The following is a 20,921-nucleotide window of genomic DNA, read 5'->3' as shown; positions in this document are numbered from 1 at the left end:
TTGAAGTCTTTATCCTGGAACCCGGCCGCTGGCCGGGCTCAACCCTGAACGGAATTGTGGTCATTTATGGAACAGTCGAAGTTGCGCAAAGTCGGTCTGGGAATCGCGTTGACGCTGGTGGCCGGGTTGGTCTTCTACACGGTGCAGGCACCGGCCGAAGCACCGCAATACCTGACCGCCACGGTCGAACGCGGTGACATTGAAAACGCGGTGCTCGCCACCGGTCTGCTGGAGGGCATCAAACAGGTGGACGTCGGTGCCCAGGTCTCGGGGCAGTTGAAGTCGCTCAAGGTCAAGGTCGGCGACAAGGTCAAGAAAGGCCAGTGGCTGGCGGAAATCGACCCGTTGGTGCTGCAGAACACCCTGCGTCAGGCTCAGGTCGACGAGGAAAACCTGCAAGCCCAGCGCCGGGCGACACAGGCTCAGCTCCGGCAGACCAAGGCGATCTACGAGCGCTATCAGAACCTGCAGGAGGACGCCTCTATCTCGCGGCAGGATTTTGAAACCGCGCAATCGAACTACGAAGTGCAGCAAGCCAATCTGTTGTCGCTGGATGCGCAGATCAAGAGCGCGCATATCCAGATCGACACGGCCAAGGTCAACCTGGCCTACACGCGGATCATCGCGCCCATCGACGGCGATGTGGTGGGCATCGTGACTCAGGAAGGCCAGACTGTGATTGCCAACCAACTGGCGCCGATCCTGCTGAAGCTGGCGGATCTGGACACCATGACCGTCAAGGCTCAGGTGTCGGAGGCGGATGTCATTCACATCGCGCCGGGGCAGGAGGTTTATTTCACCATTCTGGGCGAGGACAAACGTTATTACGGCAAGCTGCGCGGCACTGAACCCGCGCCGCAGAACTTCCTCGAAACCCCGCCCGCCGGCACGCCGAAACAGAACACGGCGGTGTTCTACAACGCGCTGTTCGAGGTGCCGAACCCTGATCACCGCTTGCGCATTTCCATGACGGCCCAGGTGCGGGTGGTGCTCGACACCGCCAAATCGGTGTTGACGATTCCGGTGGCCGCGTTGGGCCCGCGCAACAACGATGGCAGTTTTCCGGTGCGGGTGCTGGACGCCAAGGGCCAGGCGCAGTCGCGCAATGTGCAGACCGGGATCAACAACAACGTCAAGGTGCAGGTCAACGGTGGTCTGGCCGAAGGCGACCGGGTGGTGATCGGTGATCCGGTGTCGAAAGTGGCAGGGGCATGAGCATGACCGAACCTCTGCTGCAACTGACCGGCATCAGCCGCAGTTTCACCGCGGGCGACCGTGAATTTCTGGCGCTGAAGAACATCGACCTGACGATCAATGCCGGGGAAATGGTGGCGATCATCGGTGCCTCGGGCTCCGGCAAATCAACCCTGATGAACCTCCTCGGCTGCCTCGACTACGCCACGGCCGGCAGCTACAAGATCAACGGCCGGGAAACCCGTGATCTGGACAATCAGGCGCTGGCCGAACTGCGCCGCGACTATTTCGGCTTCATCTTCCAGCGCTACCACCTGCTGCCGCATCTGAGTGCGATGCACAACGTCGAAATGCCGGCAATATACGCCGGCACACCGGAACCGCAGCGTCATGCCCGGGCCCGTGAGCTGCTGGCACGGCTGGGGCTGGAAGGGCACCTGACTCATCGTCCGAGCCAACTGTCGGGCGGTCAGCAGCAGCGCGTCAGTATCGCCCGGGCCTTGATGAACGGCGGCGAAGTGATCCTCGCCGATGAACCGACCGGCGCACTCGACACCACCAGCGGCAAAGAGGTGATGCGTATTCTGCTGGAGCTGCACGCCGCCGGGCACACGGTGATTCTGGTGACCCACGACCCCAAGGTCGCGGCCAACGCCGAGCGCATCATCGAAGTCAGCGACGGCGAAATCCTCAGCGACCGCCGCAACGAGCGCGACACCACGGCGCTGACCAATGAGGACGCAGTGCCGCCCAAGTCCACGGCGGCGCGGCGTCTGGTGGCCAGCCTCGGGTTGTTCAAGGAAGCGTTCAACATGGCCTGGGTCGCGCTGATCTCCCATCGGATGCGCACCTTGCTGACCATGCTCGGGATCGTCATCGGCATCACCTCGGTGGTGTCGATTTCGGCCATCGGCGAAGGGGCCAAGCGCTATGTCTTGAAAGACATCCAGGCCATCGGCAGCAACACCATCGATATCTATTCCGGCACCAGTTTCGGCGACAGCCGCTCGGCGGCCATCGAAACCCTGGTGCCGGCGGATGTGACGGCGCTCAATCAGCTCTACTACGTCGACAGTGCCACGCCGGTGGTCGGGCGCAATCTGTTGCTGCGTTACCGCAATATCGACCTCGATGCGCAGGTCAACGGCGTCAGCGATCTGTACTTCCAGGTGCGCGGGATCAAGATGGAGTCGGGCATCCCGTTCAGCGAAAGCGATGCAAGGCGTCAGGCGCAAGTGGTGGTGATCGATCACAACACCCGCCATCGATTGTTCGGCGAAGGGGTTGATCCGCTGGGGCAGGTGATCCTGATCGGTAACCTGCCGTGCACCGTGATCGGTGTGGCGGCGGAGAACAAGAACATCTTCTCGTCGAGCAAGTCGCTCAACGTCTGGGTGCCCTATGAAACCGCAGCCGGACGGCTGCTGGGCCAGCGTTATCTGGACAGCATCAGTGTGCGGATCAAGGACGGTCAACCGAGCAAAGTGGTAGAGGACAACGTCAACAAGCTGATGCTGCAACGCCACGGCACCAAGGACTTCTTCACCAATAACCTCGACAGCGTGATGCAGACTGTACAGAAAACCAGCCGCTCTCTGGCCTTGTTGCTGTCGCTGATTGCGGTGATTTCACTGGTCGTGGGCGGCATCGGCGTGATGAACATCATGCTGGTGTCGGTCACCGAGCGTACCCGTGAAATCGGCATCCGCATGGCGGTCGGGGCGCGGCAGTCGGACATTCGCCAGCAGTTTCTGGTGGAGGCGGTGATGGTCTGCCTGCTGGGTGGCGCCATCGGTATCTCGTTGAGTTACGCCATCGGCCATCTGTTTTCGCTGTTCATCAAGGAGTGGGAAATGGTGTTCTCGATGACTTCGGTGCTCACCGCTGTGCTTTGCTCGACCCTGATCGGCATCGTGTTCGGCTTCGTGCCGGCGCGCAATGCGTCGCGGCTCGATCCGATCGAGGCGTTGGCCCGGGATTGAAACGGGCGCAAAAAAAAACGCCGTCCTTTGCAGGAGGGCGGTTTCGTTACAGGCGTGTGAACCGTCAGGCCGCGTTCGACGGGCCGCAGGCTGCGGGGCAGTCCTTTGGCGAGTACATCCAGCGCATCAGCGAGTGACGGCCGCTGATACCCAGTTTGATCGCGGCGCGTTTGAGGTAGCTCTCCACGGTGTTGACCTTCAGTTGCAACTGCTCGGCCAGTTCTGGCGCGGTGCGCCCGGCGAGCAGGCCGACACACACTTCCATCTCGCGGTTCGACAGGCTCAGCCCCAGTTGCTCCACGCGCTCGCAAAAGCGCAGGCGCAGGGTTTCCAGGCCCAGCAGGGTTGAGTCCGATTGCTCCTGAGATTGTCCCTGGGCGTCAGTGTTCGCCGGTTGCAGGGCGTTGATGTGTTTCTCGACCATCGGCAGTAGCACCGGAGAAATGTCCTGCAACAAACTGCGCTCGTGGGCGGAAAAGCGTTTTGACGGGCCGCACCGGTAAACCGATATCACATAGCGGTAACCGTCCTTGCGCCGGGTCAGATGCAATTGCGAGGCGTCGGTGACCGTCGAGGGTTCGGGAGTGGGCAATTCATTGGCACTCGGCAGAGTGCTCAACTCGGAATACACCGTTTCAGCCAGCAAGGAGGCTTCCTTGACGCATTCGGGCTCACTGCGCGGCTGTGCGCGTCCGACCGGTTCCACGCGCATCTGCCGGATGTGCGTGGCGTCCACCGCCAGTTGGGTCAGGATCAGGTCGTGCAGCATCCGTGGGAAATGTCGGCTGCCAGTGCTGGCGATGACCTTGCCAATGTGAGGAAACAGCTGTGAGTTCATGTCGTTCATCCATGAGTTGCAGTGTGGTACTCGTGTTCCTGAACCACCGGAAAACAGCTCCATGCCCGGCGACAGCGAATCAGGAAATTGGATCCTATCCTAGTACAACGTTTCAGCGACGGTTTAATGAAGGGGCTATTAGCTCATAACTGACGGTGAGGGGGATGTCGGGATGACAGGTGTCAGCGAAATGCCTTACAGCTGAGTAGGGATGTTTTTATAAAAATCCTACAAGTGACAGTATTTAAAAACAAAAAAAGCCCGTTTCAGCCGAAGCAAAAACGGGCTTTTTCCCTCATAGACAACCGTTACTTCAGGTTGTCAAAGTGGTCTCGCAGGAACTCGTAAAAGCGAAACGCTTGAAACGATCTCCATACGAGGCTCAGCGTACGCAGCAAAAGCTTCATACGTTTTGGCCTCCAGGTCGGGGGCCAAACCTCCAGCGCACTTACCGGACCATGTGTGCCTTCGGACATGCACGTCAATGTTGTCCATGAGGCGGCCGGTTGTGATCCCTCCGAGCCATCATTCCGGCACGGGTGCAAAACCGTGTCGAAGGGCATGAAACCGTTATGGTTCCAGCCAAACCTCACGGATGCACTGGCGAGTGAGCGTCGGCATATTAACTTGTCTTGTGGCGTGATTCTGAGGATCCCGGGCAAAGACTTGATGAGTTTTGTAATTCGTTATTTCTGTCAGTATGTTTTTGTGGGTTAAAGACTTGCCAGGGTTGACCTTGGCTTCACATAACGTCATTCAACACTCACAAAATCACGTTGCAACGAGTACCAAAGATTAATAGTATTCCCGCACGTCAGTGTTGTCCGTGAGACACCAGGCCCCAGCCGCAAACTGAGGTCTACCGAAAAACCGCCCCGCAAAGGCGGTTTTTTTTCGCCTATCGTTTGCCCCCCGCCAGCAATCCTACGCCTCGCTCACCAAGGGCAACCCTGCATCCACCAGCTCGATCCAGTGCTTGACCGGCGTGCGTCCCGCGCCGTCGAGGTGGGTCTGGCAGCCGATATTGGCGGTGGCGATGATGTCCGGATGGTCGCTTTCCAGGGCGTTGAGCTTTTGGTCGCGCAGTTGCCGGGCCAGCGTCGGTTGGGTTATCGAATAGGTGCCCGCCGAGCCGCAGCACAGATGGGCGTCCGGCACGGTCGTGAGGTTGAAGCCCAATCGGGTCAGCACCGACTCCACCGCGCCGCCGAGTTTCTGTGCGTGTTGCAAGGTACAGGGGCAGTGGAAAGCCAAGCGCTGATCGGCATGAATACCTAGGGACTCGAGCGGTTCCTCACGCAACACTTCCACCAGATCTTTCGCCAGCGCACTCACGGTTTTCGCCTTTTCGGCATAGGCCGGATCGGTGCACAGCAAGTGTCCGTAATCCTTGATGAACGCGCCGCAACCGCTGGCGGTCTGCACGATGGCTTCGGCGCCTTGTTCGATGGCCGGCCACCACGCATCGATGTTCTGGCGGGCGCGGTCAAGTCCGGTGGCCTGGGCGTCGAGGTGATAGTCCACGGCGCCACAACAGCCGGCCTTTCGCGCCGGTGTAATGCTGATCCCCAATCGATCCAGCACCCGTGCTGCCGCCGCGTTGGTATTGGGCGACAAACCCGGTTGCACGCAGCCTTCGAGCATCAGCATCTGGCGGGCATGCCGGGTTACCGGGCGGGGTGCGATTGTAGAGGTGCTGTGCGGCAATTTGGCTTGCAGGGTATCAGGCAGCAGCACACGGAAGATCTGGCCAGCGCTGACCAGTCCTTTGAACAGTCCGGGATTCGGTGCCACACCACGCAAACCTGCCCGCAACACACGTTGACCAATGGGTCGCGGCACGGCCGCATCAACCACGGCGCGGCCGATGTCGAGCAGGTTGTGATAGTCCACACCCGAGGGGCAGGTGGTTTCGCAATTGCGGCAGGACAGGCAACGATCCAGGTGCAGTTGGGTCTTGCGGGTGACTTCGTTGCCTTCCAGCACCTGTTTGATCAGGTAGATGCGACCCCGTGGGCCGTCGAGTTCATCGCCGAGCAACTGATAGGTCGGGCAGGTCGCGTTGCAGAAGCCGCAATGCACGCAAGTGCGCAGGATGCTTTCGGCTTCTTCGGCGCGAGGCAGTTGCCGGGCTTCTTCGCTGAGAGTGGTTTGCATGGCTCAAAGCTCCGCGTACAGGCGACCGGGGTTGAAGATGCCCTGAGGGTCAAGTTGCTGCTTGAGGCGGCGGTGATAGTGCAGAAGGGCGGGCGGCAGCGGATGGAAAGGCGCGTCGATCAAACCATGGCTGTAGCAGGTCGCATGCCCGCCAACAGCCGAAACCACCTTGCGAATCAGTGCCGCCTCGGCTCCTGATTTGAGCCAACGCTGGGCGCCGCCCCAGTCGAGCATTTGTACACCGGCCAAGGCCAGCGGCGGGGTGTTGTTCGGCACCGACAGGCGCCACAGGGGCTGGTCTTCATCAAAAAAATCCAGGCGCTGTTCATTCAGATCTGACCAATAAGCGCCATCGAGCATTTCACCACCGAGGCGATCACGGGCTGCGGCCACGGAGCCTTCGCCACCCTCCAGACGCAAGTGCAGATGCTGCCCATCGTGGCAGGCGGCGCTGATCGGCAACGGCTGTTGGCCCCATTCAGCCAGGCGCTGCAAGGCCCGCTCGCTGTCCATTTCCAGGCTGATGCTCAGGCACTCACGCGGTTTGGGCAGGACCTTGAGCGAGACTTCGGTAATCACCCCCAGCGAGCCGTAACTGCCGGCCATCAGCCGCGACAGGTCATAACCGGCGACGTTTTTCATGACTTCACCGCCAAAGCGCAGATGCTTGCCGTGGCCGGTGATGATCCGCGTGCCGAGTACGAAATCCCGCACCGACCCCGACCACGGGCGCCGTGGGCCTGACAGTCCGCTGGCGATCATCCCGCCCACCGTCGCGTCGTCGGCGAAGGCCGGTGGTTCGCACGGCAACATCTGTTGTGAAGCATCCAGCACCGCCAGCAGTTCGGCCAGTGGAGTGCCGCAACGCGCGGTGATCACCAGTTCGGTCGGGTCGTAGCTGACGATGCCGCGATGGGTGCGGGTGTCGAGGATTTCTCCGGCAACGATACGCCCCAGAAACGCCTTGCTGTTGGCGCCCTGAATCCGCAGTGGCGTGGCGTCCTGCAATGCCTGATTGACCTGATCGAGCAGCGCGATGCTGTCGTCGATATCCTTTTCTCGGACCATCAGAAACGCTCCAGCTCGGGGAAGGGCAATTGTCCGGCGTGAATATGCATGGCGCCGAACTCGGCGCAGCGGTGCAGGGTCGGAATGTTCTTGCCCGGATTGAGCAGACCGCCGGGGTCGAACGCGGCTTTGACGGCGTGGAACAGGGTCAACTCGTCGTTGTTGAACTGCGCGCACATCTGGTTGATTTTCTCCCGGCCCACGCCGTGCTCGCCGGTGATGCTGCCGCCGACCTTCACGCACAACTCAAGGATTTTGCCTCCCAGGGTTTCGGCGCGTTCGAGCTCGCCGGGTTGATTGGCGTCGAACAGAATCAACGGATGCATGTTGCCGTCGCCGGCATGGAACACGTTGGCCACCCGCAAGCCGTATTCGGCGGACAACTGCGCAATGGCTTGCAGCACGCCGGGCAGTTCGCGGCGCGGGATGGTACCGTCCATGCAGTAATAGTCCGGCGACAAGCGCCCCACGGCCGGGAAGGCATTCTTGCGTCCGGCCCAGAAACGCACGCGCTCGGCCTCGTCCCTGGCCTGACGCACTTCGGTCGCGCCGGCGTTTTCCAGCACCTGGCGGACGCGGATGCAGTCATCGTGGACGTCGGCTTCGACGCCATCGAGTTCACAGAGCAAAATGGCTTCGGCGTCCACCGGGTAGCCGGCGTGGATGAAGTCCTCGGCGGCGCGGATGGCCAGGTTGTCCATCATTTCCAGGCCTCCGGGAATGATCCCGGCGGCGATGATGTCAGCCACGGCGCGGCCGGCGTTTTCCACGGAATCGAATGCGGCCAGCAAGACTTTGGCTGTCTGAGGTTTGGGCAGCAGTTTGACCGTGACTTCAGTGATAACGCCCAGCAGGCCTTCGGAACCGGTGAACAGCGCCAGCAAGTCGAAACCGGGGGAATCGAGCGCATCGGAGCCGAGCGTGAGGTGTTCGCCCTCGACGGTCAGGATCTCGACCTTGAGCAGGTTGTGCACGGTCAGGCCGTACTTGAGGCAATGCACCCCGCCAGCATTTTCCGCCACATTGCCGCCTATGGAGCAGGCGATCTGCGAGGACGGATCCGGCGCGTAATACAGACCGAACGGAGCGGCGGCCTGGGAAATCGCCAGATTGCGAACGCCGGGCTGAACGCGTGCCGTGCGGGCGGCGGGGTCGATGTGCAGGATGTTGTTGAAGCGCGCCATCACCAGCAGCACGCCTTTCTCCAGAGGCAACGCCCCGCCGGATAACCCGGTGCCTGCACCCCGGGCCACCACCGGCACGTTTCTCTCATGACAGATTCGCAAAACACCCTGCACCTCATCGAGATGCCGGGGCAGGACCACCAGCAACGGCGCGGTGCGGTAGGCGGACAAACCGTCACATTCGTACGGTGCGAGATCCTCGCGCTGATGCAGGACTTCCAGCGTCGGCCACTGGCTGTGCAGTGCCTGCAATAGCGCCGCTTTGTCGACGTCCGGCAGGACGCCGTCGACCTGCTCGTCGTAGAGAATGTTCATGAACGATGGGTGCCCCTTGGTTTTTGTTATCGGGTGCGGGTTGCGTGGGTTGCTCAGCCCAGATCAGCAGCCTCATGTCGTTCCGGCACCTGGCTCGCCTCATCGCCCCAGGTACGGTTGACGCGTTGCCCACGGATGACCGCAGGCCGGTTGGCGATCTCCTCGGCCCAGCGCTGGACATGAGTGTATTCATGAGCCGACAGGAACTCGGCCGCCCCGTACACATTGTTGCGCACCAGTTGCCCGTACCACGGCCAGACCGCGATGTCGGCGATGGTGTAGTTGTCACCGGCAAGGTAAGGGTTTTCAGCCAGGCGCCGGTCGAGCACATCGAGCTGGCGCTTGGTTTCCATGGTAAAGCGGTTGATCGGGTATTCGAGCTTGTCCGGCGCATAGGCATAAAAATGCCCGAAACCACCACCCAGGTAGGGCGCCGAGCCCATTTGCCAGAACAGCCAGTTCAGGGTTTCAGTGCGACCGGCGATGTCGGTGGGCAGGAAGGTGCCGAATTTTTCGGCGAGGTAAAGCAGGATCGAGCCGGACTCGAAAACCCGGATGGCCGGCTCCACGCCACGATCCAGCAGCGCCGGGATTTTGGAGTTCGGGTTGATCTCGACAAAGCCGCTGGAAAATTGATCGCCTTCGCCGATGCGGATCAACCAGGCGTCGTATTCGGCCCCGGTGTGCCCCAGCGCCAGCAACTCTTCGAGCAGGATGGTGACCTTGACGCCGTTGGGCGTGGCCAGCGAATACAGCTGCAACGGGTGCTTGCCGACGGGCAATGCCTTGTCGTGGGTCGGCCCGGCAATCGGGCGATTGATGTTGGCGAACTGGCCGCCGGACGGCGCGCGGTGTGTCCAGACCTTGGGTGGTACGTAAGGCGTTTTGCTCATGAAGCGAACCTCATCGTCAGCTGCTGAATGGGCGTGAGCCGGCAGAAAAAACGACCGGCTCCTGACGAACAGAACACCACAGAAGGGCGTTTGAATTCCACCCTGTTGCCCGATCAACGCCTTATATCGTTATTCGATTCGCGGATGCTGCTGCGCCAGATGCTCGCGTTTGGCTTGCAGTTCGGCGATCTCGGCGTCGATGTCTTCGATCTTCTGTTCGATGTTGTCGTGGTGCTCCTGCAACAGCTCCCGCGCTTCCTCTATGTCGGAAGCCGCCGGTGCCGCGCCTCGCAGGGGTTTGTTCGCGGTTTCTTTCATCGTCAGCCCGGTCATCAGTCCGATCACGGCAGTCACCATCAGATAGTAGGCGGGCATGTACAGATTCTGCGTACCTTCCACCAGCCAGGCCACGACGGTCGGGGTCAGGCCGGCGATCAGTACCGAGACGTTGAACGCCCCGGCCAGCGCGCTGTAACGGATGTGGGTCGGGAACATCGCTGGCAGCGTCGAGGCCATGACGCCAATGAAGAAATTGAGCAGCACGGCCAGTATCAGCAATCCGGAAAAGATCAGGCCGATCTTGCCGCTGTTGATCAGCATGAACGCTGGAATCGCGAGGATGAACAGACCGACACTGCCGCAGATGATGAAGGGACGACGGCCGATCTTGTCGCTGATGAAGCCGATCGCAGGCTGAACGAACAGCATGCCGACCATGATCGCGATGATGATCAGCACCCCGCGGTTTTCACTGTAGTGCAGGTTGTGCGACAGGTAACTCGGCATGTAGGTGAGCAGCATGTAGTAGGTGACATTGGTCGCCGTCACCACGCCGATGCAAGTCATCAGGCTGCGCCAGTGCTTGGTCGCGACCTCCTTGAACGACACTTTCGGGCCGCTGGCCAGACCTTCGCGGTCGCCTTGTTCAAGCTTCTCGACGTGTTGCTGGAACGCCGGGGTTTCTTCGAGCGCGTGGCGCAGGTAGAGCCCGATCATGCCCAGCGGGAGGGCGAGGAAGAAGGGCAGTCGCCAGCCCCACTCCTGGAATTTTTCTTCGCCAATGATCGTGGAAATCAACACCACCACACCCGCGCCGAGGACAAAACCGGCGATGGAGCCGAAGTCCAGCCAGCTGCCGAGGAACCCGCGTTTGCGATCCGGTGCATATTCGGCAACGAAGATCGAGGCGCCGGTGTATTCGCCGCCGACCGAAAACCCTTGAGCCATTTTCGCCAGCAGCAGAAGGATCGGTGCCCAGATGCCGATCGAGGCATAGGACGGAATCAACCCGATGGCAAAGGTGCTCAGCGACATGATCACGATGGTCGCCGCCAGGACTTTCTGTCGTCCGTACTTGTCACCCAGTGCGCCGAAGAACAGGCCGCCCAGCGGCCGGATCAGGAACGGCACCGAGAAGGTCGCCAGTGCAGCGATCATCTGCACACCGGGATCGGCACCGGGGAAAAACACCTTGCCGAGCACATAGGCAACGAAGCCATAGACGCCGAAGTCGAACCACTCCATCGCATTGCCCAGCGCGGCGGCCGTAATGGCTTTGCGCATCTTGGCGTCGTCGACAATGGTGATGTCTTTCAGCCTGATCGGGCTGACGCTTTCCTTTGATTCCATGGGATTCACTCTGCATCTGATCTGTCTTTATGCAAACCGGTAAGCCCGGAGAGGCTTGGGCCAGAGCGGTTTGCCGTGCCCGATGCCATCTCCTTGATGGCACGGCTTCTTTCAGATCAGATACAAGTGGACACGAAAAAATTCACCACTGATTTCGTTTTTTGCCGATGAAAGAATTGTGACGCGATCCTGTGCGCAATTGCGCCGGACTCACGCCAAGTCGCTGCTTGAACGCACTGGTCATGTGTGCCTGAGAGTTGAAGCCGCAGGCGAGGGCGATCTCCGAAAGGCTGGCCTTTGAATCACGCATCAATGCCCGGGCCCGGGCCAGGCGGCGGTCGATCAGGTAACTATGGGGGCTTTTGCCGGTGGCCTGCTTGAAGGCACGAATGAAATAGCCTTCGGACAATTCCAGCAGTTGCGCCATGGTTTGAAGGCCGAGCGGGCCGTCGAGGCCGGCGTCGATGAACTCGTCGAGCAGGCGCATTCGGCGGCCGGTCATCGAGCCTTGGGGCGACGGCGTGTCTTTGCCTTCGGCGCGCTCGGCCAAGGCGAGCGCCCAGGTTTCCCAGTCATCGTCCACTGAGGCATTCAACAACGCACGGCGCATTCGCGAGGCGAGGTCAATGGCCTGCGGATCGATGCGATTGTTGAACGCCTGCTCACCTGCCAGCGCGATGCCGTCGGTGCGGACCACCCGCAGGTATTCGCCGCCCATGGGTGACTCGGACATCACATCACAGCCGACGGGTACGAACGCCAGACCATTGGGCATGGCATCGAAGGGGCGCACCCGGTCGCTGCCGATGGCATGTACGCCGCGCTGGCTGTCGAAGGCAAAACCGATAGCTGACTGCGCCGCCACATAGCGCGTCGCGTAGGCGGCGCCGGGCAGCAATTCGATCGCCCACGGGCCGGCCTCGATACGACGCACCGGTTCTGGAACGACGGCTGGCTGCTGGCGGTTTCGATGGCTCATGAGCGCCATAGTAGTGAAGTGCGGACGCAAAAGTCAGGTCAGTTTTTTGAAAGCCGACGTGATGTGCCTGTGCCTAGACTGAGTGACGCCCAAGGAGATTTCCATGCACACATTCACTCGCGAAGACATCGAACACGCTGCCCGCCAGGTTTACCAGGTGATGCCGGCCACCGCTCAGTATCGCTGGCCGTTGCTGGCCGAGCGGCTGGGCTGCACGGTGTGGGTCAAACATGAAAACCACACGCCGACCGGCGCGTTCAAGGTGCGCGGCGGCATCACCTTCATGCACTGGCTGCGGCGTGAACATCCCAATGTCAAAGGCATTGTCTCTGCGACGCGCGGCAATCACGGCCAAAGCCTGGCGCTGGCGGCGCAAGCGGTAGGGCTGAAGGCATTGATTGTGGTGCCGCAGGGCAATTCGCTGGAGAAGAACAATGCCATGCGCGGCTTTGGCGGCGAAGTGGTCGAGTATGGGCGTGATTTCGATGAGGCCCGTGAGGAAGCAGCACGTCTGGCGCTGGAACACGGGCTCTATCTGGTACCGCCATTCCACACCGAACTGGTCAAGGGCGTGGCGACCTACGCGCTGGAACTGTTCAGTGCGGCGCCGGATCTGCACACCGTCTACGTGCCGATCGGTTGCGGCTCGGGCATTTGTGGCGTGATCGCCGCGCGTGATGCGCTGGGTCTGGACACCCAGGTGGTGGGCGTGGTGTCCACGGAAGCGGCCGCCGCCAAGCTGTCCTTCGAGGCGAAAACGATCTGCGAGACCGCCTCCGCCAATACCTTTGCCGACGGCCTGGCCGTACGCAAACCGATTGCTGAAGCGTTCGATATCTACGGCGCCGGCGCAACAAGGATCGTCGCAGTCAGCGAGGACGAAATCGCCGAGGCCATGCGCGTGTATTACACCGACACCCACAACCTCGCCGAAGGTGCTGGTGCCGCCGCGTTGGCGGCACTCATTCAGGAACGGGAAAGGATGCAGGGCAAAAAGGTCGGGGTGATCCTGTCGGGCGGGAACATCGACCGGTCGGTGTATGCGCGGGTGATTGGTTGACCAATGACGGCTGGCTGCGTGGCACGGTTTTTCCGCTTGTGATTGGTCCTGACTACCCCTTATAAGATCGGCTTTCACTTTCGATATGAAAAGGGTGTCACGCATGAGCAATGCCTGGAACGAAGGTTATTTCACGGACGAGGGCTACACCTACGGGTATAGCCGGGAGATCAATCCGGTTTTCCAGCGTTATTGTTTGTTGCTGCGTGGTTTTGCCACGCTGGAGAGTACCGACGGTTATCACTGCGAATTGGGTTTTGGCCAGGGTGTCTCGATCAACATCCATGCGGCAGGCAATCCGGGAGGCTACGTCGGCACGGATTTCCATCCCGGGCAGGCAGCCCATGCCATTGCGCTGGCAACCGACTGGGGCAGTGATGCCCGGCTGTATGACGACAGCTTCGAGCAACTGCTGGCTCGCCATGACCTGCCACAGTTCGACAGCATCAGCCTGCACGGCATCTGGACCTGGGTCAGTCGTGACAATCACAAGTTGATCGTCGAGTTTGTCCGTCGTCATCTCAAGCCGGGCGGTCATGTGTACATCAGCTACAACTGCTTCCCGGGCTGGTCGCCGCTGGCGCCACTGCGTCAGTTGTTCAGCCTGCATGACCGCTTTGCCACGCAAACTTCTGCTCGCCCGGATCAGCGGATCGACGCCGCGCTGCAATTCTCCGAAGCCCTGCTGGCTGCCAACCCCAACTATGCCAACTCGGCGCCGAATCTGGACGCCAAGCTCCAGAGTATCAAAGGCCAGAATCGCCAGTACGTCGCCCATGAGTATTTCAACCGTGACTGGAATTGCATGTACTTCACCGACGTGGTCGATGCCCTGACACCTGCCAAACTCGACTACGCCACAACCGCCGTGCCGCTGGACTCGGTGGACCCGCTCAACCTGAGCGCCGAAGGCATGGACTTTCTGGAAGGCATCGAGCATCCGATCATGCGCGAGCAAGCGCGTGATTACTTCGTCAACCAGAACTTCCGCCGGGACCTTTACATCCGCGGCGCGAACAAGCTGTCCACCAGCGAGCACCGCGAACGCATGCTCAGTACCCGCTTTGCCCTGTTGCAACTGGCCGACAGCGTAGCGGGCAGCGTCACGGGGCCCGCAGGCTCAGCCACGTTGCAGGCGGAAATTTACGGCCCGGTGCTGGATGCGCTGGCGGACGACGCGTATGTACCGAAAACCTTGCGCCACTTGCTGGAAGCGTCGCCTTCATTGAGTTATGGCGATCTGGTGCAGGCGATCAACGTGTTGATCGGTATGGGCGCCGTGGCGCCATGCCAGAGCGAAGCGGCCGAGAAACTGGTGCAGACAAACTGCAATACCCTCAATCTGCAACTGTGCAGACGCTCGCTGTTCGATCACAAGATCCAGGTCCTGGCCAGTCCGGTGACCGGTGGTGGCGTGACGGTCAGTCGCTTCCAGCAACTGTTCCTGATATCGATCAAACAAGGCAAAAAGCATCCGGCCGAGTGGGCGCTTCTGGCGTGGGGCATCATCGGCGGCCAGGGTGAAGGCCTGCTCAAGGACGGCAAGGCCCTCACGACTGCCGAAGAAAACATTGCCGAACTGACCGAGCAGGCCGAGGCATTTGCCGAGCAATCGCTGGTCATTCTCAAGGCCCTGAAAATCGTCTAGCGGCAAAAAAGTCTTTTGGGGTCCGGTTTTTTCATCGAACCGGCCGATCAGCGAACAGTTCATCGAGGGCCTGACACGCCGTTGCTGCGCCTTCGATGGACTGCTTGTATCCTGCGCGGCCCGGGACATACGGTCGCTGTTGTTGCCCCGGTCCGACAACGGCCGTGACGGAAAACGGACTTTCCAAAAGGTACTGATGTGAAGCGTGATACCCACCTCGTGATGCTGTTGCTGTTGATGATCGGCTGCTCCCTGGCGTCGCTGACCATCTGGAAGGTGCTGGGCTCTCGGGAGCGCGCACTGGACGAGGTGAACGTCCACGGGTTGAACCTGACCCAGGCGCTGGCGACCTATTCCGAAGGCATCGTCCGACAGAGCTCGCTGCTCTTGCTCGGGCTCGTCGAGCGTCTGGAAACCGAGGGCAGCGGCCCCGCGCAGATCGAACGGTTGAATGCGCTGGTCAACCGTCAGCAGCCGCTGATGCCGCAGCTCAGTGGCATCACCGTTTACGATAATCGCGGCCACTGGCTGATGTCCTCCAACCGACCGATTCCGGCCGGGGTCAACAGCAGTGACCGGGACTATTTCATCCATCACCGTGACGATCCTTCCCGCGAGCCCTTCATCGGCCCGCCCATCCGTAGCCGCTCGAATCAGGAGTGGGTGATTACTGTCAGCCGCCGCTTCAATGACGCGCGCGGAGAGTTCGCCGGCGTGGTGGCGGTCACCCTGGGGGTCGAGAACTTTCTGCGACTGTTCGGCAAGCTCGATGTGGGGCAGGAAGGCGCCATCGGTCTGTCCTACACCGACGGTACGTTGCTGGTGCGATATCCCTTCCGCGAACAGGACATGGGGCGCAATTTCTCCAAGTCGCCCATATATGCGAAGTACCTGGTGGACCAATCGGTGGGCACCGCTTCCTTCACGTCCAGCCTCGACGGGGTGGAGCGGCTCTACGCGTTTCGCAAGAGTGAAAAGCTGCCGCTGATCACCACGGTCGCGCTCGGCAAGCGCGAAGCATTGGCGGCGTGGCGACTGGAGGCGCTGCTGTCGATCGTGGTGGTCGCATCGTTGCTGGGGCTCACTGGCGTGATCGGCTGGTTTCTCATTCTCGATATACGTCGGCGGACTCAGGTGGAAGGGGAGTTGCGGCTCACTCAACAGCAGTTGCTCGGATCAAACCGGCAGCTGGAGTTGCTGGCGATGAAGGATGCGCTGACCGGCCTCGCCAATCGCCGCTGTTTCGATGAGACATTGGCCATGGAAGCGCGCCGGGCTCAGCGGGACGGGGTTTCGCTGGCCTTGCTGATGATCGATATCGACTACTTCAAGCTGTTCAACGATTCCCAGGGGCATGTTGCCGGCGACGCCTGCCTGCAACGGGTGGGGAAAGTGCTTGAGGCCTGTGTGCGGCGACCGTCGGATCTGGTGGCGCGCTATGGCGGGGAAGAGATGGCGATCATCATGCCCGACACCGATGGCGAGGGGGCGGCGGTCGTGGCGCAACTGATTCTGGAGCGACTGACGCAAGCGCACATTGCTCATCCGGCGAGCCCGTTCGGTCGGGTGACGGTCAGTATCGGCGTCACCGCGGCGGCCGGTCCCGAACTGGCAGTGGTACAAGCGCTGATCGAGACGGCAGATCAGGCGCTGTACCAGGCGAAGACCACAGGGCGAAACCGGATGGCAAGGAAAGCTCCCGGCGACAGTTCCCGTTCACCACTGCCAGTGTGAGCGGTGCTGAACGGGCGGGCGTTGCGCCTTACCGATAATCGGCAGTCATCACGCGTACTCGGGGTAGTCCACATACCCTTCGGCATGACCACCGTAGACCGTGGTCGGATTCAGTGAATTCAGCGGCCAGTCATTGGCGATGCGCGCAGGCAGGTCCGGGTTGGCCATGAACGGACGGCCGAAGGCCACGAAATCCGCCAGCCCGGAATCCAACAACTGCGCACCGGATTCTGCGGTGTAACGGCCGGCGTAAATGATCGCGCCGCTGAAGGTGTCGCGCACTGCCTGGCGGAACGTGAGTGGCATCGCCGGGGCATCGTCCCAGTCGGCTTCGGCGATGGACAGATAGGCAATGCCCACGTCCTGCAGCACCTTGATCGCTTCGATGTAAGTGGTGTGCGGATCTTCCTCGACCATGCCCAGGTAGGTACGCGCTTCGTCGGTGGTGGTGAACAGCGGGGCGAAACGCACACCGACTTTTTCACGACCGATGCACTCGGCAACACCGGACACCACTTCACGCAAAAAGCGCAGGCGATTGTGCAGCGAGCCTCCGTACTGGTCGGTACGCAGATTACTGTGGGCCGAGATGAACTGGTTCACCAGATAGCCGTTGGCGCAGTGCAGTTCGATCCCGTCGAAACCTGCTTCCATCGCATTGCGTGCGGCCTGAATGTACAGCTGAACCAGTTCCTGCACTTCATCGGTGGTCAGTGCGCGCGGGGCGGACGGTGGCACCAGCGCGCCGGCGCCGGGCGCGGTTTCGATGAATACGCTGACCCGGTCGGTGGCCACCGCAGAGGCCGAAACCGGTGCGGCACCGTCGGGTTGCAGAGCTGTGTGGGACACGCGCCCCACATGCCAGAGCTGGGCGAAGATCACGCCGTCTCTGGCATGGACTGCCTCGGTGACCTCGCGCCATCCGGCGATCTGCTCAGGGGAATGAATGCCCGGCGTCCACGCGTAACCCTGGCCCCGGGGTTCGATCTGGGTGCCCTCGGTCACCAGCAGACCGGCGCCCGCGCGCTGCTGGTAATACTCGGCCATCAACTCATTGGCAACGTTGCCCGGCTGTGTGCTGCGCTGGCGGGTGAGGGGCGGCAGGACAATGCGGTTTTTCAGGGTGTGACGACCCAAAGTGGCGGGTTTGAAGAAACTGCTGTGATTCATGGATGTGCCTTGATCGGGATTTATTAGACCAGTCGACTAGTTGTCGGGCCAAAAAAAGACGCCGTGCAACACGCGCACGGCGTCCGGATTGATGACGGCTGAAAGCGTCAGCCGAGCAGCTTCAACAGTTTCTCGGCGACAGCGGCGGAGCTGGCAGGGTTCTGGCCAGTGACCAGTTCCCCATCGGCCACCACGTGCACTTGCCAGTCAGCCACTTTGGAATACCGCGCGCCGAGACGCTGGAACTCGTCTTCGACCAGGAACGGCACCACATCCGTCAGGCCGACCGCCGCTTCTTCAGAGTTGGTGAAGCCGGTGACGTCACGATCCTTGACCAAGGGTTTGCCCTCGGCGCCGAGCACATGCCGCAGCACACCCGGGGCATGGCAAACGAAACCATGAGGCTTGTTGCTGCGGGCGAAGGCTTCGATCAGGGCGATGGAATGCTTGTCTTCGGCCAGATCCCAAAGCGGGCCGTGGCCACCTGGATAAAACACTGCATCGAAATCTTCGGCGCTGACTTCGGCCAGGCGCCCGGTGTTTGCCAGCGCCTGTTGCGCCGCCGAATCCTTGCGGAAGCGGTCGGTTTCGGCGGTCTGGGCGTCAGGTTCGTCGCTTTTGGGATCAAGCGGTGGCTGGCCGCCGGCAGGGGAAACCAGCGTGATATCGGCGCCGGCGTCCTTGAAGGCGTAGTAGGGCGCGGCGAACTCTTCGAGCCAGAAGCCGGTTTTCTTGCCGGTATTGCCGAGTTGATCGTGGGAAGTCAGAACCATCAAGATTTTCATAGAGCACCTTGGGTGGGTCGGGTGTCGTGGCTGTGCGAGGAATTCGCACGCAATCAACACCGGGGAGAAGGTTGGTCGGGGCGCAGCATAGTTTCCAATTAGACCAGTCGTCTAGTAATTTTTTATCCGCATGTTTTTCATGGACCGGTGTGGCAAACTCCCGTTCCTTCGAGTTAAACGACTGGTCTATTGCCTGGTAATCTGCGCCCCGATGAAACCGACCTACGATGACACCCGCCAACACCTGCTCGACACCGGCCACCGGATGATGGCCGAAAAGGGCTTCACCAGTGTCGGCCTGAACGAGATCCTGCAGACCGCCGGTGTGCCCAAGGGCTCGTTCTATCACTACTTCAAATCCAAAGAGCTGTACGGCCAGGCGTTGCTCGAGGACTACTTTGTCTGTTACCTCGCCGACATGGAGCGGCGCCTGACGCTGCCCGATCTGAATGCCCGCGAGCGACTGATGGATTACTGGCAGGGCTGGCAGGATCGCTGCACGCTGGAAGGGCACGGCGACGAGTGCCTGGTGGTGAAGCTCAGTGCCGAGGTGGCCGATCTGTCCGAGGCCATGCGCCTCACCTTGCGCGATGGCGCCGAGCGAGTGGTGGCTCGCATCACCACTTGCATCGAGCAGGGCCAGGCCGATCAATGCCTGCCCGACGGCGATGCCCGGCAACTGGCGGAAACCCTGTATCAGCTTTGGCTGGGTGCCAGCCTTTTGAACAAGTTGCAACGGACGGGACAATCGTTGGCTACATCGATGGCGACCACGAAGCGACTTCTGGGCGTTTGAGCGGCATGTGATTACAAGCGATGAATGAACAACGGTTCAGTCTCTGGAGTTGACGATGGCGTTCTCCACCACGCTGTGGGAATGGTATGGGCAAGATGAACACAAACGCGTTCTCTCGGTTTGCGAAGCCATTGAGGGCCTGACAGTCCTGGCATCGAGCGCTGATGTGCAGCGAAATACGATCCCGGATTGCCCGGCCTGTGAGGTGTGGTCAGCGTCAATGTTGCCGGTCAATGAGGTGCTCACAGTGTGTGGCAGCGCGATGCCTCGTGACGTTCGGGCTCAACTTCAGCAGGTTTGGGCGTTATGTGACTCGCTGCCGGAAACGGCTTTTCTCTGCCATGACCAGGAAATTTTTTACCGTATCGAATGGCAAGCCATCCGGCATGCCGCCGCGCAGGCGCTGGAATTGATCGAAGTGGTGAAACTGACGCCCTACCTGGATGAGTTGATGTCGTATTGCAGCGATGCTGTGCGCGGACTGAAGGGGCGCGACCGGGGAACGCCTTTCGAATATTGAGTTGACCACGCCTTCCACGCTCAAAGGCCACGACTGTTTCTGATCAGCTCATATGCTCGCCTGACCAGTGGGTTTACGGTGTTCGGCCGGATCCACAAGTGATAAGTCACATCCGGCAGCCTCGGCAAGCCATCGGTTTCCCCCAGAACCCGCATGTCCGGGCCAAGCATTTCCATGCTGCGCGGGGTGACCCCCAATCCTGCGCGAGTGGCAGCCTTGATGCCAATCAGGTTCGACGCCAGATACGCCTGGCGCCAGGCAATGTTGGCACGCTCCAACGCCTCAAGTGCGTAGCGCCTGTAGATGCTCGGCTCATCCACCAAAATCAGCGGCAGAGGTTCGCCGGGGTTGTGGATGTATTGCGCCGAACAGATCCACCACACCGGCGAAGTACGCAGGGCGAAGCCTTCGAGGGTCGGGTCTTCGCGGGTGGAAATCACCATGTCGACTTTGCCCCGGTGCAGATCGTCCATCAGAAACGGGCTGCGCCCGACATCGATTTCCAGGCGCAGGCGTGGTGCCGAGCGGGCGATGTGGCTGAGGATCGGCGGCAGAATGGTATCGGCGATGTCGTGGGGTGAACCGATGCGCAACACACCACTCAAGCTGCTTTCGCGCAGAGAACTCAATGCGTCGTCGTTGAGCGACAGCATCTGTCGCGCGTGCCGCAACAACTGCAAGCCGGGTTCGGTGAGGTGTTTTTGGCGGCCACGTTTCTCGAACAGACTGACCCCGACCTGTTGCTCCAGCCGCTGTATATGCTGGGTGACGGACGCTTGCGTGCGCGCCAGGTGCACGCCGGCTTCGGCAAAACTGTGGTGATCGACCACGGCTATGAAAGTGCGCAGCAGTTCGAGATCCAGCGTCGACATGGTTCTGTTCCAAGCGTTTTTTTACATCAGCAGTGTAAACATAATCATAAAGAATCGTTATGTGTTGCTGCTGGTTTTGTTGGAGGGTAAGTCAAAA

The 20,921-nt window shown here is 60.7% G+C and carries 17 protein-coding genes; 7 read left to right on the top strand and 10 right to left on the bottom strand.

Going from position 1 to position 20,921, the window contains the following annotated elements:
- Window positions 1-66 precede the first annotated feature (66 nt).
- Together macA and AC1RR7_RS15400 are read left to right on the top strand one after the other, a co-directional pair.
- Complete coding sequence (macA, locus tag AC1RR7_RS15405) at window positions 67-1,215, top strand: macrolide transporter subunit MacA (protein WP_493066154.1); 1,149 nt, start codon at window positions 67-69, stop codon at window positions 1,213-1,215.
- A 2-nt stretch (window positions 1,216-1,217) separates the two neighbouring features.
- Entirely contained in the window at window positions 1,218-3,176 is a 1,959-nt protein-coding gene (locus tag AC1RR7_RS15400; RefSeq protein ID WP_273535815.1) for a MacB family efflux pump subunit, read from the top strand.
- A gap of 64 nt (window positions 3,177-3,240) precedes the next feature.
- Here AC1RR7_RS15400 and AC1RR7_RS15395 read toward each other — a convergent pair whose 3' ends face one another.
- The 7 genes from AC1RR7_RS15395 to AC1RR7_RS15365 all read right to left on the bottom strand — a co-directional run bounded on the left by AC1RR7_RS15395 (window position 3,241) and on the right by AC1RR7_RS15365 (window position 12,248).
- A complete protein-coding gene (locus AC1RR7_RS15395) occupies window positions 3,241-4,014 on the bottom strand; it encodes a helix-turn-helix transcriptional regulator (RefSeq protein ID WP_096820710.1) in 774 nt (257 codons plus the stop codon).
- A 924-nt stretch (window positions 4,015-4,938) separates the two neighbouring features.
- Entirely contained in the window at window positions 4,939-6,171 is a 1,233-nt protein-coding gene (gene glcF, locus AC1RR7_RS15390) for a glycolate oxidase subunit GlcF (protein ID WP_493157921.1), read from the bottom strand.
- A 3-nt stretch (window positions 6,172-6,174) separates the two neighbouring features.
- Window positions 6,175-7,239, bottom strand: a complete 1,065-nt coding sequence (gene glcE / locus AC1RR7_RS15385; RefSeq protein ID WP_493157920.1) for a glycolate oxidase subunit GlcE — start codon at window positions 7,237-7,239, stop codon at window positions 6,175-6,177.
- Window positions 7,239-8,738 carry a glycolate oxidase subunit GlcD gene (gene glcD / locus AC1RR7_RS15380; RefSeq protein WP_493157919.1) on the bottom strand — a complete coding sequence of 500 codons (1,500 nt, stop codon included), beginning with the start codon at window positions 8,736-8,738 and terminating at the stop codon, window positions 7,239-7,241. The genes glcE and glcD overlap by 1 nt, the downstream gene beginning before the upstream one ends.
- A 53-nt stretch (window positions 8,739-8,791) precedes the next feature.
- Window positions 8,792-9,631, bottom strand: coding sequence for a glutathione-dependent disulfide-bond oxidoreductase (gene yghU / locus AC1RR7_RS15375; RefSeq protein ID WP_493157918.1), 840 nt, complete (start codon window positions 9,629-9,631; stop codon window positions 8,792-8,794).
- Between the two features lie 129 nt (window positions 9,632-9,760).
- Complete coding sequence (gene proP / locus AC1RR7_RS15370; protein WP_493157917.1) at window positions 9,761-11,260, bottom strand: glycine betaine/L-proline transporter ProP; 1,500 nt, start codon at window positions 11,258-11,260, stop codon at window positions 9,761-9,763.
- 142 nt (window positions 11,261-11,402) lie between these two features.
- The gene (locus tag AC1RR7_RS15365) at window positions 11,403-12,248 is read right to left on the bottom strand and encodes a helix-turn-helix transcriptional regulator (RefSeq protein WP_493157994.1); all 846 of its coding nucleotides are present in this window, start codon (window positions 12,246-12,248) and stop codon (window positions 11,403-11,405) included.
- A gap of 94 nt (window positions 12,249-12,342) precedes the next feature.
- Between AC1RR7_RS15365 and AC1RR7_RS15360 the strand changes: the two genes are divergently transcribed.
- The 3 genes from AC1RR7_RS15360 (at window position 12,343) to AC1RR7_RS15350 (ending at window position 16,681) form a co-directional block, all read left to right on the top strand.
- Window positions 12,343-13,299 carry a threonine dehydratase gene (locus AC1RR7_RS15360; protein ID WP_192560492.1) on the top strand — a complete coding sequence of 319 codons (957 nt, stop codon included), beginning with the start codon at window positions 12,343-12,345 and terminating at the stop codon, window positions 13,297-13,299.
- Window positions 13,300-13,402: 103 nt separating this feature from the next.
- Window positions 13,403-14,947, top strand: coding sequence for a methyltransferase regulatory domain-containing protein (locus tag AC1RR7_RS15355; RefSeq protein ID WP_493157916.1), 1,545 nt, complete (start codon window positions 13,403-13,405; stop codon window positions 14,945-14,947).
- 198 nt (window positions 14,948-15,145) lie between these two features.
- Window positions 15,146-16,681, top strand: a complete 1,536-nt coding sequence (locus AC1RR7_RS15350) for a diguanylate cyclase (RefSeq protein WP_273535798.1) — start codon at window positions 15,146-15,148, stop codon at window positions 16,679-16,681.
- Window positions 16,682-16,729: 48 nt separating this feature from the next.
- Here the strand turns inward: AC1RR7_RS15350 and AC1RR7_RS15345 are convergent, their stop codons facing one another.
- Window positions 16,730-17,851, bottom strand: a complete 1,122-nt coding sequence (locus tag AC1RR7_RS15345; RefSeq protein WP_493157915.1) for an alkene reductase — start codon at window positions 17,849-17,851, stop codon at window positions 16,730-16,732.
- A gap of 107 nt (window positions 17,852-17,958) precedes the next feature.
- On the bottom strand, window positions 17,959-18,636 hold the full coding sequence (locus AC1RR7_RS15340; RefSeq protein ID WP_493157914.1) for a type 1 glutamine amidotransferase domain-containing protein: 678 nt from the start codon (window positions 18,634-18,636) through the stop codon (window positions 17,959-17,961).
- A gap of 211 nt (window positions 18,637-18,847) precedes the next feature.
- Here AC1RR7_RS15340 and curR point away from each other — a divergent pair, with 211 nt between their 5' ends.
- Window positions 18,848-19,432 (top strand): TetR family transcriptional repressor CurR, encoded by a 585-nt coding sequence (gene curR / locus AC1RR7_RS15335; RefSeq protein ID WP_102622114.1) that lies wholly within the window; start codon window positions 18,848-18,850, stop codon window positions 19,430-19,432.
- A gap of 55 nt (window positions 19,433-19,487) precedes the next feature.
- Window positions 19,488-19,952, top strand: coding sequence for a hypothetical protein (locus tag AC1RR7_RS15330; protein WP_493157913.1), 465 nt, complete (start codon window positions 19,488-19,490; stop codon window positions 19,950-19,952).
- Window positions 19,953-19,972: 20 nt separating this feature from the next.
- Here AC1RR7_RS15330 and AC1RR7_RS15325 read toward each other — a convergent pair whose 3' ends face one another.
- Window positions 19,973-20,824 (bottom strand): LysR substrate-binding domain-containing protein, encoded by an 852-nt coding sequence (locus tag AC1RR7_RS15325; protein WP_096820580.1) that lies wholly within the window; start codon window positions 20,822-20,824, stop codon window positions 19,973-19,975.
- Window positions 20,825-20,921: the final 97 nt, after the last annotated feature.

The organism is Pseudomonas sp. GW821-FHT11G12 (assembly GCF_058808055.1).
Note: the sequence above shows the minus strand (reverse complement) of the source record. Positions and strands in the feature narration are given on the sequence as shown.

Coding starts and splice junctions, on each gene's coding strand:
- macA (WP_493066154.1), top strand. CDS start 67: ATGGAACAGTCGAAGTTGCGCAAAGTCGGTCTGGGAATCGCGTTGACG.
- AC1RR7_RS15400 (WP_273535815.1), top strand. CDS start 1,218: ATGACCGAACCTCTGCTGCAACTGACCGGCATCAGCCGCAGTTTCACC.
- AC1RR7_RS15395 (WP_096820710.1), bottom strand. CDS start 4,014: ATGAACTCACAGCTGTTTCCTCACATTGGCAAGGTCATCGCCAGCACT.
- glcF (WP_493157921.1), bottom strand. CDS start 6,171: ATGCAAACCACTCTCAGCGAAGAAGCCCGGCAACTGCCTCGCGCCGAA.
- glcE (WP_493157920.1), bottom strand. CDS start 7,239: ATGGTCCGAGAAAAGGATATCGACGACAGCATCGCGCTGCTCGATCAG.
- glcD (WP_493157919.1), bottom strand. CDS start 8,738: ATGAACATTCTCTACGACGAGCAGGTCGACGGCGTCCTGCCGGACGTC.
- yghU (WP_493157918.1), bottom strand. CDS start 9,631: ATGAGCAAAACGCCTTACGTACCACCCAAGGTCTGGACACACCGCGCG.
- proP (WP_493157917.1), bottom strand. CDS start 11,260: ATGGAATCAAAGGAAAGCGTCAGCCCGATCAGGCTGAAAGACATCACC.
- AC1RR7_RS15365 (WP_493157994.1), bottom strand. CDS start 12,248: ATGGCGCTCATGAGCCATCGAAACCGCCAGCAGCCAGCCGTCGTTCCA.
- AC1RR7_RS15360 (WP_192560492.1), top strand. CDS start 12,343: ATGCACACATTCACTCGCGAAGACATCGAACACGCTGCCCGCCAGGTT.
- AC1RR7_RS15355 (WP_493157916.1), top strand. CDS start 13,403: ATGAGCAATGCCTGGAACGAAGGTTATTTCACGGACGAGGGCTACACC.
- AC1RR7_RS15345 (WP_493157915.1), bottom strand. CDS start 17,851: ATGAATCACAGCAGTTTCTTCAAACCCGCCACTTTGGGTCGTCACACC.
- AC1RR7_RS15340 (WP_493157914.1), bottom strand. CDS start 18,636: ATGAAAATCTTGATGGTTCTGACTTCCCACGATCAACTCGGCAATACC.
- curR (WP_102622114.1), top strand. CDS start 18,848: ATGAAACCGACCTACGATGACACCCGCCAACACCTGCTCGACACCGGC.
- AC1RR7_RS15330 (WP_493157913.1), top strand. CDS start 19,488: ATGGCGTTCTCCACCACGCTGTGGGAATGGTATGGGCAAGATGAACAC.
- AC1RR7_RS15325 (WP_096820580.1), bottom strand. CDS start 20,824: ATGTCGACGCTGGATCTCGAACTGCTGCGCACTTTCATAGCCGTGGTC.